This is a genomic window from Streptococcus sp. 3705, assembly GCF_013277145.1.
Taxonomy (GTDB): domain Bacteria; phylum Bacillota; class Bacilli; order Lactobacillales; family Streptococcaceae; genus Streptococcus.
In genome coordinates, this window is record NZ_VMMJ01000040.1 from 1 (window position 1) to 17,518 (window position 17,518).

15 protein-coding genes and 2 pseudogenes are annotated in these 17,518 nt (G+C 37.0%); 14 read left to right on the forward strand and 3 right to left on the reverse strand.

All coding sequences use genetic code 11. The features are described from left to right. The first annotated feature begins 46 nt into the window (after window positions 1-46). Window positions 47-460, forward strand: coding sequence for a nucleoside-diphosphate kinase (gene ndk / locus HT714_RS09330; protein WP_061115000.1), 414 nt, complete (start codon window positions 47-49; stop codon window positions 458-460). Window positions 461-1,140: 680 nt separating this feature from the next. Here ndk and HT714_RS09335 read toward each other — a convergent pair. From HT714_RS09335 to HT714_RS09895, 3 genes and pseudogenes are all read right to left on the reverse strand, one after another. Further along, complete coding sequence (locus HT714_RS09335; RefSeq protein ID WP_033685029.1) at window positions 1,141-1,797, reverse strand: ATP-binding cassette domain-containing protein; 657 nt, start codon at window positions 1,795-1,797, stop codon at window positions 1,141-1,143. A gap of 4 nt (window positions 1,798-1,801) precedes the next feature. Further along, window positions 1,802-4,003 (reverse strand): ABC transporter permease, encoded by a 2,202-nt coding sequence (locus tag HT714_RS09340; protein ID WP_173225217.1) that lies wholly within the window; start codon window positions 4,001-4,003, stop codon window positions 1,802-1,804. A 464-nt stretch (window positions 4,004-4,467) separates the two neighbouring features. Further along, window positions 4,468-4,619 (reverse strand): annotated as a pseudogene (locus HT714_RS09895) (PhrA family quorum-sensing system peptide). Window positions 4,620-4,826: 207 nt separating this feature from the next. Here HT714_RS09895 and HT714_RS09345 point away from each other — a divergent pair. The 13 genes and pseudogenes from HT714_RS09345 (at window position 4,827) to HT714_RS09405 (ending at window position 17,264) form a co-directional block, all read left to right on the forward strand. Then, on the forward strand, window positions 4,827-5,690 hold the full coding sequence (locus HT714_RS09345; protein ID WP_173225220.1) for a helix-turn-helix transcriptional regulator: 864 nt from the start codon (window positions 4,827-4,829) through the stop codon (window positions 5,688-5,690). A gap of 256 nt (window positions 5,691-5,946) precedes the next feature. Beyond that, entirely contained in the window at window positions 5,947-6,567 is a 621-nt protein-coding gene (locus HT714_RS09350; protein WP_050989826.1) for a hypothetical protein, read from the forward strand. Window positions 6,568-6,757: 190 nt separating this feature from the next. After that, window positions 6,758-7,201, forward strand: a complete 444-nt coding sequence (gene tsaE, locus HT714_RS09355) for a tRNA (adenosine(37)-N6)-threonylcarbamoyltransferase complex ATPase subunit type 1 TsaE (RefSeq protein ID WP_000288238.1) — start codon at window positions 6,758-6,760, stop codon at window positions 7,199-7,201. After that, a complete protein-coding gene (locus HT714_RS09360) occupies window positions 7,191-7,709 on the forward strand; it encodes a GNAT family N-acetyltransferase (RefSeq protein ID WP_173225223.1) in 519 nt (172 codons plus the stop codon). Before tsaE ends, HT714_RS09360 begins: the two co-directional genes overlap by 11 nt. 7 nt (window positions 7,710-7,716) lie before the next feature. Further along, window positions 7,717-8,733: an LCP family protein gene (locus tag HT714_RS09365; protein ID WP_173225226.1), complete on the forward strand. Its 1,017-nt coding sequence runs from the start codon at window positions 7,717-7,719 to the stop codon at window positions 8,731-8,733. 83 nt (window positions 8,734-8,816) lie between these two features. Beyond that, window positions 8,817-10,073: a competence/damage-inducible protein A gene (locus HT714_RS09370; RefSeq protein ID WP_173225229.1), complete on the forward strand. Its 1,257-nt coding sequence runs from the start codon at window positions 8,817-8,819 to the stop codon at window positions 10,071-10,073. Between the two features lie 54 nt (window positions 10,074-10,127). Then, window positions 10,128-11,294 (forward strand): recombinase RecA, encoded by a 1,167-nt coding sequence (gene recA, locus HT714_RS09375; RefSeq protein ID WP_173225232.1) that lies wholly within the window; start codon window positions 10,128-10,130, stop codon window positions 11,292-11,294. Window positions 11,295-11,409: 115 nt separating this feature from the next. Beyond that, window positions 11,410-12,780, forward strand: a complete 1,371-nt coding sequence (locus HT714_RS09380) for an MATE family efflux transporter (RefSeq protein ID WP_173225235.1) — start codon at window positions 11,410-11,412, stop codon at window positions 12,778-12,780. 375 nt (window positions 12,781-13,155) lie between these two features. Then, the gene (locus tag HT714_RS09385; protein ID WP_173225241.1) at window positions 13,156-14,106 is read left to right on the forward strand and encodes an N-acetylmuramoyl-L-alanine amidase family protein; all 951 of its coding nucleotides are present in this window, start codon (window positions 13,156-13,158) and stop codon (window positions 14,104-14,106) included. A 370-nt stretch (window positions 14,107-14,476) separates the two neighbouring features. Next, entirely contained in the window at window positions 14,477-14,821 is a 345-nt protein-coding gene (locus tag HT714_RS09900; protein ID WP_001056000.1) for a helix-turn-helix transcriptional regulator, read from the forward strand. A 12-nt stretch (window positions 14,822-14,833) separates the two neighbouring features. After that, on the forward strand, window positions 14,834-15,580 hold the full coding sequence (locus tag HT714_RS09395; protein ID WP_306291438.1) for an ImmA/IrrE family metallo-endopeptidase: 747 nt from the start codon (window positions 14,834-14,836) through the stop codon (window positions 15,578-15,580). Next, window positions 15,573-15,995, forward strand: a pseudogene (locus tag HT714_RS09400) (hypothetical protein); the annotation flags it as partial. The gene HT714_RS09395 and the pseudogene HT714_RS09400, both read left to right, overlap by 8 nt. Before the next feature lie 765 nt (window positions 15,996-16,760). After that, entirely contained in the window at window positions 16,761-17,264 is a 504-nt protein-coding gene (locus HT714_RS09405) for a PBECR4 domain-containing protein (protein WP_173251833.1), read from the forward strand. The last annotated feature ends 254 nt before the right edge of the window (window positions 17,265-17,518 follow it).

The following is a 17,518-nucleotide window of genomic DNA, read 5'->3' on the forward strand; positions in this document are numbered from 1 at the left end:
GATTTTCGAAGAGTATAAAAGAAAGAAGCTGACAAAGGAGACGGGTATGGAACAAACATTTTTTATCATTAAACCAGATGGTGTAAAAAGAGGACTAGTGGGTGAGGTGTTGAAACGCATCGAACAACGTGGATTTACAATCGAAAAATTGGAGTTGCGTTCACAGGTTTCAGAAGAGTTGATTGACCAGCACTATCAGGACTTGGTTGGTCAAAGTTTTTACCCGCCGATTCGTGAATTTATGACTTCAGGACCGGTTCTTGTAGGTATCATTTCTGGTCCCAAAGTAATCGAAACTTGGCGGACTATGATGGGTGCGACTCGTCCAGAAGAAGCTTTACCAGGAACTATTCGAGGTGATTTTGCAAAAGCTGCTGGAGAAAATGAGGTTATCCAAAATGTTGTACATGGTTCAGATTCAGAAGAGTCAGCTAAGCGAGAAATTGCTCTTTGGTTTTAAGAGTGGATTGGCTCAATCAATTGGTTAAAAGCTCATTTGAATAGAAAGTATAGTCAATTAGTTTAAGACATGACGCATGATATCAAACTTTTTAGTTTTTGATATGGTGCGTTTTTTGATTAAGTGACTATTAGTTCGTCTCGCTCCGTTAGGTGCGAGACAAAAAAATACCCGCTATGCGGGTGCGCGTCGAAGGTTATACAAAAAACTCCGAGCACGATACAATAAAAGGTGTTCAAGCCAATTGTAAAGCGAAAGGAGAAAAATATGGCACAAAGGGCTCTTTTGTTCTGTTCTTGTTTCAATTGACTATATTTCTATACTTTTTCTTCCTTTCTCTGTGAAAATCGCAAGTTTTTCCCACTTTTTCTCGATGATTTCAATACTGAAACAACATCTTTCCAGAACTTCAATAATTTCTTTTTGTGTTAAATCATTATTTAACTAAATCTTTGGAGGCAATACGTTTTCAAAGCTACTTTTTATCATAGATTTTGAGCCTTCAACACATATTACTAAGCCAAAAATGCTCTAAATTTTTGAAATTCTAACAAATCCCACTCAACTTCATCATCATTTTTGACTTTCACAATATCTTCCTCAAAATAACATGGAATAAAGATAGTTTTCTTTTGAAATGGGTTCAGAAGTAACCGTATCAAGTGCTAATAATGGTTGAGTTAATTTACAAGAACTGACTCCAGTGAAATAATCCTATCACATTGCCGTGCTTGCTCCATGTTATGCGTAACAACCAAAATTGTTTTACCAAATTGATCTCTCAAAGTTCGAATCAAATCGAATGCTTTTTGAGACATTTCAGGATCTAAAGATCCGGTTGGTTCATCTGCTAGGACAATATCTCCGGGCTTTAAAATAGCTCTCACAATCGCAATTCTCTGCTGTTCACCTCCCGATAATTCATTGATTTTACTATTTAACCGATTTTGTAGACCAACAAATTCTAGCGTTTCCTTGATTCTCTGCTCTTTCTCCTGTCTAGAGAAATTCGAAAAAGTCATGGCAAGCATCAGGTTATCTTTCACACTAGATGTAGAAATGAGTGCATTGGATTGAAAAAGATAGTTGATGACATTCCTTCGATAATGAACTGCTGATTGCGAATTTACCTTAGGCAAAACTTTTCCGTTGATTAGGATTTTACCACTGTCAACAGTATCCAATAGTCCAATCATATTGAGGATAGTCGATTTTCCAGAACCAGAAGGTCCTACTAAAGCTACAAATTCATTTTCCTCAATATCAAAGCTTAAGTCTTTGAAAATTTCTCTTGAACCAAATTGTTTTGATACATTTTGTACTGAAATTCTAGACATGAGATTACTCCTTAAATGATTGTATGATACTCTCTCCTTCTTTACGGAACAAACTGAAGTAAAGAAGCATTATCTGAAAAGCAAATGTAGCTAGTGTCATGACTATTCCCAACTTAGAACCCACCAAGATAGAAACGATTAGTTCCATCACAGAAAAACTAATAATGAGAGAAAGCACACCAATATATCTTTTCCATGGTGAGAATCCCATAAAGTATTGGACATACAATTTTTCTTCAAATAACAAGCGGTACATTAAGACAAAACTCCAGAAAATAGCCATCATCGTAATGATGATAATCGCTATAATCGTGCCGAAAAGATAAAATGTATAACTCAGATCTTTTTGAAGACCATTGATAAAGTTCTTGACAGTTGTAAAACTCAACCGATTATCCGTTAAATCTGGAAATTCTGTTTCTAAAACGGACACTACCTGTTCCATCGTTTCCCTATCACGAATCTTCAAAAGACCATTATAGCCACTGACAACTAAGTTTGCCGACTCCATGAAATATAAATTCTCTGGTGTTGAGACAAAAATAACTGGATTCTCACTAGTTGTACCATAAGAAATGGAATCTGACCAAGTAAATATTGGTCGATACGGTTGGTAAACCTTGAACATAAATTTCTGATTTTCTGTGAAATTAGTTTGTAAATCTCCCGGTTTTACAGTGACACTTTCCTGTAAATACGCCTTCATCACCTCAAGTTCTTCTGTATTGAGCGTGTTAGGTAGAAGATAAAGTCGAGTACCATTCCTCATCTCTAGCAACTCTTCATCACTTAGGGGAATACCTAGCTCTTGCAGGTAATTATAGGAGAATTTCAAATACCAAAATGGTTTTTTAGGGACATGCTGGTATGTCCCATAGACTGCATCAAGGTACTCCTGATTAAGAAATTTTCCTTGGGCAATATAGACACCTGGAAGCTCAGATATACGCTGGTAAAAGTTATACATACTACGCTCAAGGGAATTTGTAGTTCCTGCATATGTACCTACATCATTTCCCTCAACAAAGCTGGATATAACGTACATATCTTCAACATTCTTCCACTCCCTAGATACTTTCATATTCTCAATAAACTGATTCATTGGAGCATCTAAAGAGTAACTGACTGCGATTAACAAACCAGCTACCAAGGTATAGAATAACAAGCAGGTTACCATTAAAGGCTTCATTGGTAATCGTTTATGAATTGCGGCTAATGGAGAAACCGAATAAACAATAATCGTTGGAATAATGAATATCAATAGTAGCAACAAGACTGAGAGGCTGACTCCAGCAAAAACTAGAATAAACGATGATAAACCAAAACTAGACCAGCCTGACAACAACCAACTACATAAAGAGATAATTGGAATAATGTAGATTGAAAATAGTAGAGAATTTTTGAAAAAAGCAGACCATAATTCTTTTCTATCCCATCCTAAAAGAATCAATGTTCCGAAATGTTTAAAGGATTGAAGAACACAGATTAAGAATAGAATCAGTAAAATGAAGGCATTTACTAAGATGCTGATAGCAAGTATTATTCCCCAAATTCCCTGATCAGTACTACTTCCAAAACTTTCTTTTGTCAAATCCTCAACAGAAATACCTGACATCTTTGAAAGATGTAACAGAAAGTTATCTCTTGAGACAGCATCGTGGAGACCATTGATATGGTATATCCCATTAATCGTATTAGTGTTTTGGAAAGTATAATCTAATCGTTCAATGACTACAGGTGTGCTAAATAATAAATCTGGAAGCTCGTAAAGCATATTATTTGACCCTTTGTCAAGTCCAATAGTCATACTATTATCACTATGAGATAATAAATCTGCAAATTGTTGTTGTGAGACTACTATTTTACCCGTACTTTCAAAATCTGAAAAACCAGCAGAGCTACCAAGGATGTCTATATAAATCCTATTTAGACCTTCTCCTGTATCACTACTTTCAGAACGTTTTGTCCATATGGACAAGTCACTCTGTTCTAAAAAATAATTAAATACATCTTGTGATTGCTCTTCTGTTAACTTCTGAAGATAAACTGTTACGGTCCCGGAATGATGATTATAACTCTGCCATGACTGTTGATACTGTAAACCTGCTAAAAAAATTGCCACCAGAGCAAGTAAGGCACTCTGGATAGTAATCAAAAACAGGATTAAGTATCTCATTTTACCTAATAATATGTTTTTGTATGTCATAAGTACTTACCTACAATTCCAGTAACATTCAGCTGTACAGTTCCAATGAATTTAGAAACATGTTCTTCTATTCCAGGTGATTGCCAGCCTGAGAATGACCCGTTAGCAGTTGCTGAGTGTTCGTAAACACTAGACTGAACATTTGAATAGCTCCAAAGACCAGCAGTACGACCATAATTCCAATAAACTGCAGTACCTTTATACCAAACTGTTGCAGCTGAAACAATCGAACCACCTGCACCAGCTAAAGTCAGTGTAAGTAAAGATGTTGTAATTATTTTTTTTTATGCTTTTCTTCATTGTAAAGCCCTCACTTCTTTCACTTAAAATCTAACAATAACAATGACTGCCTTTAGAAGTATCAACAAATCAAACCCTAGTACATCGGAATCCCTTCTTTCTAATTAAAAGTTAGATAAAACAGAAATACTATATAGTTAATAGTATTTTCATCATTTAATCAACTAATCAGCCTTCCCAACATCAAGACCATTGGACTTCTTTTGTGATTGGACTCGAATCTCCAATAGTTTATTCTTCTTAATAAACTATTGGTAAGGAATTGTATTACTAAACATAAAACACCTAGTAATGCTAATATAGCTAATTTTTGAATTCCACGATTTTTTTCATTCGTGAAACCCTTTTCTTTTTCGTTATCCTTATTTTAACAGATATATTTTATTTAGCCAAGTATTTTTATGTAATTTTTGACTTTTTTTTCAGTTTATTACCGTAAAGAATTATTTATTCCTTTAACTTGCTATTTTGAACTAAAAATTTTATAATGAAATTAAGCAAATAGGAAGGTTTATTATCTTTAATGAATACACTCGCAGAGAAATTCAGATTGAAAAGAAAAGAGTTGAGACTCTCCCAACAAACTCTTGCAGAAGGAATTTGTGAACAAAGCCAGATTAGTAAAATTGAGAGAGGGCATTTCATTCCCTCCGCAGACCTTTTGTTCAAACTCTCCCAACGACTCGAAGTGCCATTAGATTATTTTTTTAATGAACAAATTGAAATTAAATCTAACCTCTCTAATTTCAAGCAATTATCTGCTCGACTATTAGATGATAGAAATTATGACGATTTGGAATATATTTATAGAATAGAGATTGAACGAAGTACTTTTCTAACACTAGAAGACCGAACTTACCTTGAATGGATTAAAGCTATTATTGACTTCTATCAATATGACAGTAAGTGTGAGGCTATTTCTTCATTGGAAAATATATTATTAAAAGTCTCCTCAAATACTCTGATTTATTTAAAGGCATTGAATACTCTATCTAATTTCTATTCCTTAGTGGGTCGTGAACAAGAATATGAGGCAAACTACTCTCATTTAATGGAGTTATATCAGACAAAAAATTTTGAGCATCAAGAGTTTTTATTTGGCTACATCAGAGTTCGTTACAACTACGCTCACTACCTAGTATCAAAGGGAAAATATAATGAAGCCATCCAAGAAGCTCTTGAGACGATTGAACTCTGTAAACAAAGACAGACAAGCTACCAACTGGCTCCTCTACTTATTCTTGTAGGAAATGCTGGAGCCAAATTTCTAGACAAAGAACAAGTCAAAAATTATTATATAGAAGCAAGAGAGCTGTGCAAGATTTATAACAATCCTTTAATGCTGATGAAGATAGAAAATTATTTGAAGGAATTAGATACTGTTTAGTTAATCTTGACATTATAGTTTTTCTGAAACGTTAAATAACCTGTAAGGCTGATAGTGAAATGAATACTATCAGCCTTATTTCAATTTATATTCTTCGAAAATCTCTTTTAAACCACGTCAGCTCTATCTGCNNTTTGATTTTCATTGAGTATTAGCCTCTCATGTTTGTTTAGCGTCTTAAAAAGACATTTGAGAAGATTAGAAACAGTTCTCTCTTTTCTCCTAGTATAATGATTGGTAGGAAGGGAGAGAAAAGATGAAATCAATGAGAATCTTATTTTTGTTAGCTTTAATTCAAATCAGTTTGAGTAGCTGTTTCCTATGGAAAGAATGCATCTTGTCCTTTAAACAAAGTACAGCTTTTTTTATTGGAAGTATGGTCTTCGTTTCAGGAATCTGTGCTGGAGTAAATTATCTTTATACTCGTAAGCAAGAAGTTCATAGTGTCCTAGCCAGTAAGAAGTCGGTGAAGCTTTTTTACAGTATGTTACTCTTAATTAATTTGTTAGGAGCTGTTCTTGTCTTGTCAGACAACTTGTTCATCAAAAATACGCTACAGCAAGAATTAGTTGACTTTTTATTGCCATCCTTTTTCTTTCTATTTGGGCTAGATTTGTTGATTTTTTTACCCTTAAAAAAATACATGCGCGATTTGCTTGCTATGCTAGACAGAAAAAAGACGGTGTTGGTGACTATTTTAGCAACACTTCTCTTCTTAAGAAATCCAATGACCATTGTCTCACTTCTGATTTATATTGGACTGGGTTTGTTTTTTGCAGCCTATCTTGTCCCAAATTCTGTTAAAAAGGAAGTTTCCTTTTATGGTCATATTTTCCGAGATCTTGTATTGGTCATTGCTACGCTCATTTTCTTTTAGAGAAAGCTTGTTTTTATGGATGTTATGATGGTAATACTCTTCGAAAATCTCTTCAAACTACGTCAGCTCTATCTGCAACAGTGTTTTGAGCAGCCTGCGGCGAGCTTCCTAGTTTGCTCTTTGATTTTCATTGAGTATAAGTTTAGTAGGAAAATAGACACAACAGAAAAGTTTTTGGTATAATAAGAGTATGTACACAAAAAATGAAGAAGAGCTACAAGCCTTAGGGGAGCGTTTGGGTCATCTATTAGAAAAGAATGATGTTTTAATCTTAACTGGAGAACTGGGTGCAGGTAAAACAACCTTTACTAAAGGACTTGCTAAAGGTTTACAGATTTCTCAAATGATTAAAAGTCCAACCTATACTATCGTAAGAGAGTATGAAGGCAGACTGCCACTTTATCACCTAGATGTTTATCGAATTGAAGGAGATGCGGATTCTATCGACTTGGATGAATTTCTCTTTGGTGGAGGCGTGACTGTTATTGAGTGGGGGAATCTCTTAGGAGATGCCTTGCCAGATACTTATTTAGAATTGGAAATTCTAAAAGAAGCAGATGGACGTCGTTTAAATTTTCAGGCAAAGGGTTTGCGTGCAGAAAAACTCTTAGAGGAGCTTCAACATGGAGTATGAATTGCTCATTAGAGAAGCAGAGCCTAAAGATGCAGCTGAATTAGTGGCCTTTTTAAATCGTGTAAGTTTGGAGACAGATTTTACCAGCCTAGACGGAGATGGTATTCTCTTGACCAGTGAGGAGATGGAAATATTCCTCAATAAGCAAGCTAGTTCGGACAATCAGATAACCTTACTTGCATTTTTAAATGATAAAATTGCTGGTATTGTAAATATTACAGCTGACCAGCGTAAGAGAGTCCATCATATTGGAGATCTCTTCATTGTGATTGGAAAAAGATATTGGAATAATGGCTTGGGAAGTTTGTTGCTAGAAGAAGCGATAGAGTGGGCACAAGCAAGTGGCATTCTACGTCGTCTCCAACTGACTGTTCAAACTCGTAATCAAGCAGCAGTTCATCTTTATCAAAAGCATGGCTTTGTCATTGAAGGTCGCCAAGAGCGTGGGGCATATATAGAAGAAGGGAAATTTATCGATGTTTACTTGATGGGTAAACTGATCGATTAGTAGAAATATGGTTAAAAAAATTATTGGAATGGTGCTAGCTTTACTTTCTGTAACTGTAGTAGGAGCAGGTATTTTTGCTTATACTATTTATCAACAAGGGACAGAAACCTTAGCTAAAACCTATAAAAAAATCGGCGAAGAAACCAAGGTTATTGAAGCGACTGAACCTTTGACCATTCTGTTAATGGGGGTTGATACTGGAAATGCTGAACGAACTGAAACTTGGGTCGGTAGAAGTGATAGCATGATCTTGATGACAGTGAATCCTAAAACGAAAAAAACAACGATGATGAGTTTAGAGCGGGATATTCTGACCCGCATTGAATCAGGGAATGGTCAGGCTCATGAAGCGAAACTGAATTCAGCATATGCAGATGGTGGAGCAGAGCTTGCTATAGAAACCATTCAAAAAATGATGAATATCCACATTGATCGCTATGTGATGGTCAATATGAAAGGGTTGCAAAAACTAGTGGATGCAGTAGGTGGTATTACAGTCAATAATACCCTAGGTTTCCCCATTTCTATCAGTGACCAAGAAGAATTTAATACCATTTCTATCGGTGTTGGGGAGCAACATATTGGGGGAGAAGAAGCTCTAGTCTATGCACGAATGCGTTACCAAGATCCTGAGGGAGATTATGGTCGTCAAAAACGTCAACGTGAAGTTATTCAAAAAGTCATGGAAAAAGCCCTCAGTTTAAATAGCGTTGGTCATTATCAAGAGATTCTAAAAGCTTTGAGTGACAATATGCAGACCAATATTGATTTGTCTGCAAAAAGTATCCCTAACTTGCTAGGCTATAAAGATTCATTTAAAACCATTGAAACTCAGCAGTTGCAGGGTGAAGGAGAGATGCTTCAAGGTGTTTCTTACCAGATTGTTTCGAGAGCACATATGTTGGAAATGCAAAATCTACTCCGACGTTCTTTGGGACAAGAAGAAGTCACTCAGCTTGAAACCAATGCGGTCTTATTTGAAGATTTATTTGGCAGAGCACCTGTTGGTGATGAAGAGAATTAACTTTTGATACAAATAAAAAATCAATCGTGGGAAATTTCCTGCGATTTTTTCAAAAAAATACGAATAGATAGGTAGGAGGAAACATGAAAGCAGAAATCATTGCTGTTGGAACAGAGATTTTGACAGGACAGATTGTCAACACCAATGCCCAGTTTTTATCGGAAAAACTAGCAGAGATTGGGGTAGACGTATATTTTCAGACGGCTGTAGGAGACAATGAAGCTCGTCTCTTGGCTTTGCTTGAGATTGCCAGTCAACGTAGCAGTCTGGTGATTTTGACAGGCGGTTTGGGACCAACTGAGGACGATTTGACCAAACAAACTCTAGCTAAATTTTTAGGGAAAGAATTAGTCTTCGATCCTCAGGCTCAGGAGAAGTTAGATGTCTTTTTCGCCCAGCGACCAGATTATGCCCGAACACCGAATAACGAAAGACAAGCCCAAATTGTAGAAGGAGCGACTCCACTGCCAAACGAAACGGGGCTGGCTGTGGGAGGAATACTAGAAGTAGATGGAGTGACCTACGTTGTCCTTCCAGGTCCACCAAGTGAATTGAAGCCTATGGTTTTAAACCAACTTCTACCTAAGTTGATGACAGGGAGCAAGCTGTATTCCCGAGTTCTTCGTTTCTTTGGAATTGGAGAAAGTCAGCTGGTTACGATTTTGGCTGATTTGATTGATAATCAGACAGATCCGACCTTGGCCCCCTATGCTAAGACAGGAGAAGTCACTCTGCGTCTGTCAACAAAGGCTAGCAGTCAAGAAGAGGCGAATCAAGCGCTGGATATCTTAGAAAACCAAATCTTGAATCGCCAAACTTTTGAAGGCCTTTCTTTACGAGAACTTTGCTATGGTTATGGGGAAGAGTCCAGCTTGGCCAGTATCGTAGTAGGAGAACTGAAAAAGCAAGGAAAAACCATCACGGCTGCAGAGAGCTTGACGGCAGGGCTTTTCCAAGCCAATGTAGCGGATTTTTCAGGAGCTTCAAGCATATTTAAGGGTGGTTTTGTGACCTATAGCTTGGAGGAAAAATCAAAGATGTTGGATATTCCTGCCAAGGATTTGGAAGAGCACGGTGTGGTGTCTGAATTTACAGCTCAGAAGATGGCTGAACAGGCGCGAATCAAAACCCAATCTGATTTTGGAATTAGTTTGACTGGAGTGGCAGGACCAGATAGCCTAGAAGGGCACCCAGCTGGGACAGTCTTCATAGGCTTGGCTCAAGAGCAAGGAACTGAGGTTATCAAGGTGAATATTGGAGGCAGAAGTCGAGCAGATGTACGACATATTGCGGTTATGCATGCCTTTAACCTAGTTCGCAAGGCTTTATTAAGTGACTAACTTTTGATATAATAGTAGATGGGTCTGAGAACCATTAGAATGTAGGAGAATAGAATGGCGAAAAAACCAAAAAAATTAGATGAAATTTCAAAAAAATTCGGGGCAGAACGTGAAAAAGCCTTGAATGACGCTCTTAAATTGATTGAGAAAGACTTTGGTAAGGGTTCAATCATGCGTTTGGGTGAACGTGCGGAGCAAAAGGTGCAAGTGATGAGCTCAGGTTCTTTGGCTCTTGACATTGCCCTTGGTTCAGGTGGTTATCCTAAGGGACGTATCATCGAAATCTATGGGCCAGAGTCATCTGGTAAGACAACGGTTGCCCTTCATGCAGTTGCGCAAGCGCAAAAAGAAGGTGGGATTGCAGCCTTTATTGATGCGGAGCATGCCCTTGACCCAGCTTATGCTGCGGCCCTTGGTGTCAACATTGACGAATTGCTCTTGTCACAACCAGACTCAGGAGAGCAAGGTCTTGAGATTGCAGGAAAATTGATTGATTCAGGTGCAGTTGATCTTGTCGTGGTCGACTCAGTTGCAGCCCTTGTTCCTCGTGCGGAAATTGATGGAGATATCGGAGATAGTCACGTTGGTTTGCAGGCTCGTATGATGAGCCAGGCTATGCGTAAGCTCGGTGCTTCTATCAATAAAACCAAAACAATTGCCATCTTTATCAACCAATTGCGTGAAAAAGTTGGAGTGATGTTTGGAAATCCAGAAACAACACCTGGTGGACGTGCTCTGAAATTCTATGCTTCAGTGCGTTTGGATGTTCGTGGTAATACACAAATTAAGGGAACTGGTGACCAAAAAGAAACCAATGTTGGTAAAGAAACTAAGATTAAGGTTGTAAAAAATAAGGTAGCTCCACCGTTTAAGGAAGCCGTAGTTGAAATTATGTACGGAGAAGGAATTTCTAAGACTGGTGAACTCTTGAAGATTGCAAGTGATTTGGATATCATCAAAAAAGCAGGAGCTTGGTACTCTTACAAGGATGAGAAAATCGGGCAAGGTTCTGAAAATGCTAAGAAATACTTGGCAGATCACCCAGAAGTCTTTGATGAAATTGATAAGCAAGTCCGTTCTAAATTTGGCTTGATTGATGGAGAAGAAGCTTCAGAACAAGATACTGAAAACAAAAAAGATGAAGCAGTTCAAGCAGATTCTGTGAATGAAGAAGTCACCCTTGATCTAGGCGATGAACTTGAAATCGAAATTGAAGAATAAGCTGTTAAAGTAGTGGAGAAAATCCGCTACTTTTTCGATTCCTTATTCTGGTTTTCTGCTCACGCATAGTTTGCTGTTTCTTGTCGCTCCACTAGAAAGCTGATATAATAGCCTTATGAATAAAAAACGAACAGTGGACCTGATTCATGGTTCGATTCTTCCCTCGCTCTTAAGCTTCGCCTTCCCAATCTTGCTATCAAATATTTTTCAACAGCTCTATAACACTGCTGATGTCTTGATTGTTGGACGTTTTCTTGGACAAGACTCCTTGGCTGCAGTAGGGGCGACAACAGCGATTTTTGACCTGATTGTAGGTTTTACTCTTGGTGTTGGAAATGGCATGGGAATTGTCATTGCCCGTTATTATGGAGCTCGGAATTTCACTAAAATCAAGGAAGCAGTAGCAGCCACCTGGATTTTAGGGGCTCTTTTGAGTATTGTAGTGATGTTGCTGGGCTTTCTTGGTTTGTATCCTCTTTTACAGTACCTAGATACTCCTGCAGAAATTCTTCATCAATCTTATCAATATATTTCTATGATTGTGACCTGTGTTGGTGTCAGCTTTGCTTATAATCTTTTTGCAGGCTTGTTGCGGTCTATTGGGGACAGTCTAGCTGCCCTTGGATTTTTGATTTTTTCTGCCTTGGTCAATGTGGTTTTGGATCTCTATTTTATTACGCAACTGCAACTGGGGGTTCAATCTGCGGGCCTTGCCACCATCATTTCGCAGGGCTTATCAGCGGTTCTCTGCTTTTATTATATCCGTAAGAGTGTGCCAGAACTTTTGCCTCAGCGCAAGCATTTCAAATGGGACAAGGCCTTATACGCCGATCTCTTGGAGCAAGGTTTGGCTATGGGCTTGATGAGTTCAATTGTATCTATCGGCAGTGTGATTTTACAGTCTTCTGTTAATACCTTTGGTGCAGTGATTATTAGTGCCCAGACGGCAGCTCGACGTATTATGGCCTTCGCCCTTCTTCCTATGACCGCTATTTCTGCATCAATGACGACCTTTGCTTCTCAGAATCTAGGAGCTAAGCGACCAGACCGCATTGTTCAAGGTCTTCGAATCGGCAGTCGTTTGAGTATGTTCTGGGCAGTTTTTGTTTGTGTCTTCCTCTTTTTTGCCAGTCCAGCCTTGGTTTCCTTCTTGGCTAGTTCGACAGATGGTTACTTGATAGAAAATGGCAGTCTCTACTTGCAAATCAGTTCATCCTTTTATCCCATTTTGAGCCTCTTGTTGATTTATCGCAATTGCTTGCAGGGCTTGGGGCAAAAGATCCTTCCTCTAGTTTCTAGCTTTATTGAACTAATCGGGAAAATCGCTTTTGTGGTTTTGATTATTCCTTGGGCAGGATATAAGGGTGTTATCCTTTGTGAACCTCTTATCTGGGTTGCCATGACCACACAACTGTACTTTTCGCTTTTCCGTCACCCCTTGATAAAAGAAGGCAAGACCATCTTGGCAACAAAAGTGTCATCCTAGCTTGATTTACTGAATAAAATCTATTTCCTTTAGTGAAAATCGAAAAAACTTGAGTTCTCCTCTTTAGTTTGGTCTTGAAAATAGTTTAATAGACTTTTGACTTCTTTTATATGATATAATAAAGTATAGTATTTATGAAAAGGACATATAGAGACTGTAAAAATATACTTTTGAAAAGCTTTTTAGTCTGGGGTGTTATTGTAGATAGAATGCAGATCTTGCCAGTCCTATTTACAGTGTCAAAATAGTGCGTTTTAAAGTTCTACCTACAAGCCTAATCGTGACTAAGATTGTCTTCTTTGCAAGGTATAAATAAAGGAGTTTCTGATTCTGTATTGTAAAAAATGAGTTGTCTTAATCGATAAGGAGTAGAATATGGAAATTGATGTGAGTAAATTAAGAACAGATTTGCCTCAAGTCGGCGTGCAACCATATAGGCAAGTCCATGCCCATTCCACAGGCAACCGTAACTCAACGGTGCAAAATGAGGCTGACTACCATTACAGAAAAGATCCTGAATTGGGCTTCTTTTCACACGTAGTCGGTAATGGTCGTGTTATGCAGGTAGGACCTGTTGATAATGGTGCCTGGGACGTTGGGGGCGGTTGGAATGCAGAAGGTTATGCACAAGTTGAACTGATTGAAAGTCATGAATCAAAAGAAGAGTTTCTGATTGACTATCGCCTCTATATCGAACTCTTGCGCAATCTAGCAGACGAGGCTGGGATACCTAAAACGCTTGATACTGCTGATTTAGCAGGTATCAAGACACACGAATACTGCACCAATAACCAACCCGATAATAACTCAGATCACATTGACCCCTATCCTTATCTTGCCAAATGGGGTATTAGCCGTGAGAAGTTTAAGCAGGATGTTGAAAACGGCTTGACGATTGAAGCAGGATGGCAACAGAACGATACTGGCACCTGGTATGTACACTCAGATGGTTCTTATCCAAAAGATAAGTTTGAGAAAGTAAATGGTACTTGGTATTACTTTGACGGTTCAGGATATATGCTTGCAGACCGTTGGAAGAAGCACATAGACGGCAACTGGTACTGGTTTGATCAGTCAGGCGAAATGGCTACAGGCTGGAAGAAAATCGCTGAGAAGTGGTACTATTTCGATGGAGAAGGTGCTATGAAAACAGGCTGGATCAAATACAAGGAGACTTGGTACTATCTTGATAGTCAAAATGGGGACATGGTTTCCAATGCCTTTGTCAAATCAAATGATGGCTGGTATTACCTTAAAGAAGATGGTACGATAGCAGAAAAACCAGAATTTACAGTCGAGCCTGAAGGCTTGATAACAGTAAAATAATAATGGAATGTCTTTCAAATCAGAACAGCGCATATTATTAGGTCTTGAAAAGCCTTAATAGTATGCGTTTTCTGGTGGAGATATTTACTTCAATTTTTGCTACTATATTAAATAAAAATCAAAAAGCAAACTAGAAAGTTATGCTCAAATAAAATCTAAATTTGACAATGTAAACCGAATCGGATAGCTTTAAGTACTGTTTTGAGGTTGAAGATACGATTTTTGATAGGAACTCATCAAATAGGTTTAATATTATCAATTTTGGATTTTTAAGCAGTATCAATAAATTGCTTCCTTGTTTTGTCATAATTTTTTTATTTAAAAAATTGACTTTATGACAAGAGTGTGCTATTCTTTTTATGAGAGGTGTATGAATATGATAAATGTATGTGATGTTGGAAAAAGAATAAAAGAACTTAGAATATCTTCAAATCTTACTCAAGATAAGATTGCTGAATATTTGTCTTTGAATCAAAGCATGATTGCCAAAATGGAAAAAGGTGAAAGGAATATCACGTCGGATGTTATTGAGAAACTATCTGCTCTATTTTGCTGTACGGTTGAATATCTTTTGTTTGGCGAACAAGCTGAACAACAGTGTGTCATATCGTTTAGAAAAAATAAAATAGTAGACCAAGATCTTAAAGTTTTAGCGAAAATCAATAAAATTGTATTGAATCAATTTGAGATAGATCAGCTATTGGAGACAAAATAAATGATTGATAAAATGGATTTAAGTAATAAAGCTTCAAATCTTAGAAAAAAGTTGGGAGCTGATGGTGAAGCGCCGATAGATATTTTTAAATTGGTACAAAAGATAGAAAATTTGACGCTGGTATTTTATGGACTCGGAAAGAATATTAGCGGAGTCTGTTATAAAGGAACTCAGTCCAGTCTCATTGTAATCAATTCAGACATGTCATTAGGAAGACAAAGATTTTCTTTAGCACATGAACTGTATCATCTTTATTATGATGAGGTGAAGAAGAGTTCAGTCAGTCTTATCTTGATTGGTGAAGGAGATGAAACTGAAAGAAAAGCGGATCAGTTTGCTTCTTATTTTTTAATTTCCCCATCTTCACTGTATAGGATGGTTGAGGAAATCAGAGAAAATGCCAATAGAACTCATCTTGAAGTAGAAGATATTATAAAATTAGGTCAGTTTTATGGTATCAGTCATAAAGCTATGTTATATAGATTGCGGAATGATGGATACCTTGACGCAGAAGAAATTAAAAATATGGATATTAGTGTTATAGAGACAGCTTCAAGATTAGGCTATGATACAAGTTTATATCGTCCTTTGTCAGAAAGTAAAAAGGAAATGGTATTAGGACACTATATTAAATCGACTGAACAACTTTTAGAAAATAACAGAATTTCGCAAGGGAAGTATGAGGAACTGCTACTAGATGCTTTCAGATATGATATTGTATATGGGCTAGATGAAGAGGGGGAGTTGTCGTTTGACTAGTCGTGTATTTATTGATACAGATTGTATTTCAGCATTTTTATGGGTTGGCACTGAACATCTTTTAGAAAAGCTCTATTCGGGTAAAATTGTTATTCCACAAGAGGTGTATGATGAAATCAATATACCTACAATTCCCCATTTAAAATCTAGGATAGACCAGTTGGTAGCTAAGGGTTCAGCTGAGATTGTGAGCATAGACATTGGAACTGAGGAATACGCATTATATAGAGATTTAACAAGAAATCATGATAGTAACAAGGTTATTGGTAAGGGAGAAGCGGCTTCTATTTCCTTAGCGAAAAAGCATAATGGGATATTAGGAAGTAATAACCTAAGAGATGTTCAACCATATGTAGAAGAATTTTCTTTAGAACATATGACAACAGGAGATATACTGGTTGAAGCCTTTAAGGCAAAATTAATTACTGAACAAGAGGGGAATAATATTTGGAATAATATGATTAAAAAAAGAAGGAAACTTGGGGCGGATTCTTTTTCAGACTATCTTCGTGGAAGTGTTCATCAAAATAGACAAAAATAAATTTGGATAAATCGAACTCACTATTCAGTAGGTATATGAGCAATTCGAAGAAGAAAAGTGTCAAATTGAGCCTATAAGAGTAGAGATGACCTACATAGGGGATGAGAGAAAAGTTGTCCTTGAAGTTTTCCTGAACTATCAGTCGCATATCAAACGATATGTGGGGTGATGTGAGAGGGGATAGCGAGTAGTTTTTAGTTGTTTTATCAAAAAACTTGTATTTTATCATACTGAATGATAAAATACAAGAAAAATAGTAGAATAAAGGAAAGCTTTTCTAAAATGTGTATCTCCCCACAGGATTCGTTCTTGTGGGATTTTTTTCGTTAAGGAAAGCGATAAATATTGACTTTTTTAAAGAAAGATGTCATAATTAAGTTGGAAAAAACGTAAAAGTATCACTTTTCTCGTTATCCCGACTCCCAAAACGTCGTTAAACCGCTCGGCAATCCATGGAGACATGGACACATAGTAGTAAGCACGCTATGTGGCTTGGCAGAGCTAAAAACTGTTCCCTTGCGATAAGCCTAATAAGCACAACATAGGGAGTTAGAGAAGCCGACTCTAATCATCCACTTTGGGCAGTAGTGAGAACTGCCCCGTGCTTTTTTTTATTTTGAGAAAATATGGAGTTTGTCGTTGAAATTACTTGATTGTATTTTAGATTATCAAGAGAAATTCGATGGAAAAACATGTCAAGTATCAACGAATTATAAGTATTTAGAGACTTTCGAAGTAGATTTTTGCTTGACTGATTTACATCATTTATTTGGCTTGCACAAAATCACACGAGATTATGCTAGTCAAACAATACCTGCTATTCAAGCTGGTGTTTTTATTTTGGAAGAATATAAAAATAATCCCATGTACAACGATGTTATAGAAAGGATATCTTTGTATAGTTTTATCGGTGATATCTTCTATTCTAAGATAACAAGTTGTTGTATCCTAGCCAAAGATTTATCTAAAAACACTATGAAGTTGGACGTCATATTTTTTGAAGATAGAAACAAAAGATCCGCAATTTTAGGTTTACGAAGAGATAAAAGTGGAGTGTTTAAACCGGTTACTCTACATTTTACAAGCGCTAAGAAATATGCTAAAGTTCGTAAAACAGATGTGAAAGAAATTAAATGGTTATAAAAAAAACTTTTTGCAGGCTTCGGCTTGCGTTTTTTTGTTTGATAAAATTAAAAAAATGTACAAAAATAAGTAGAATTGAAAACAGGAAAAAACACCTCCTTTCGATTCGCCAAGCCTCTTCGCAAGGCAATGAGGGGGCGGAGAGACGCGCTCGTCAACAGAAGTATCTCATTGGAAATGTTGCTCACTTTTTTAGTGAGCTTTTTATTTAAGGAATAGGAATGAAAAGTAAGAAGTTAAAATTATACTCAATG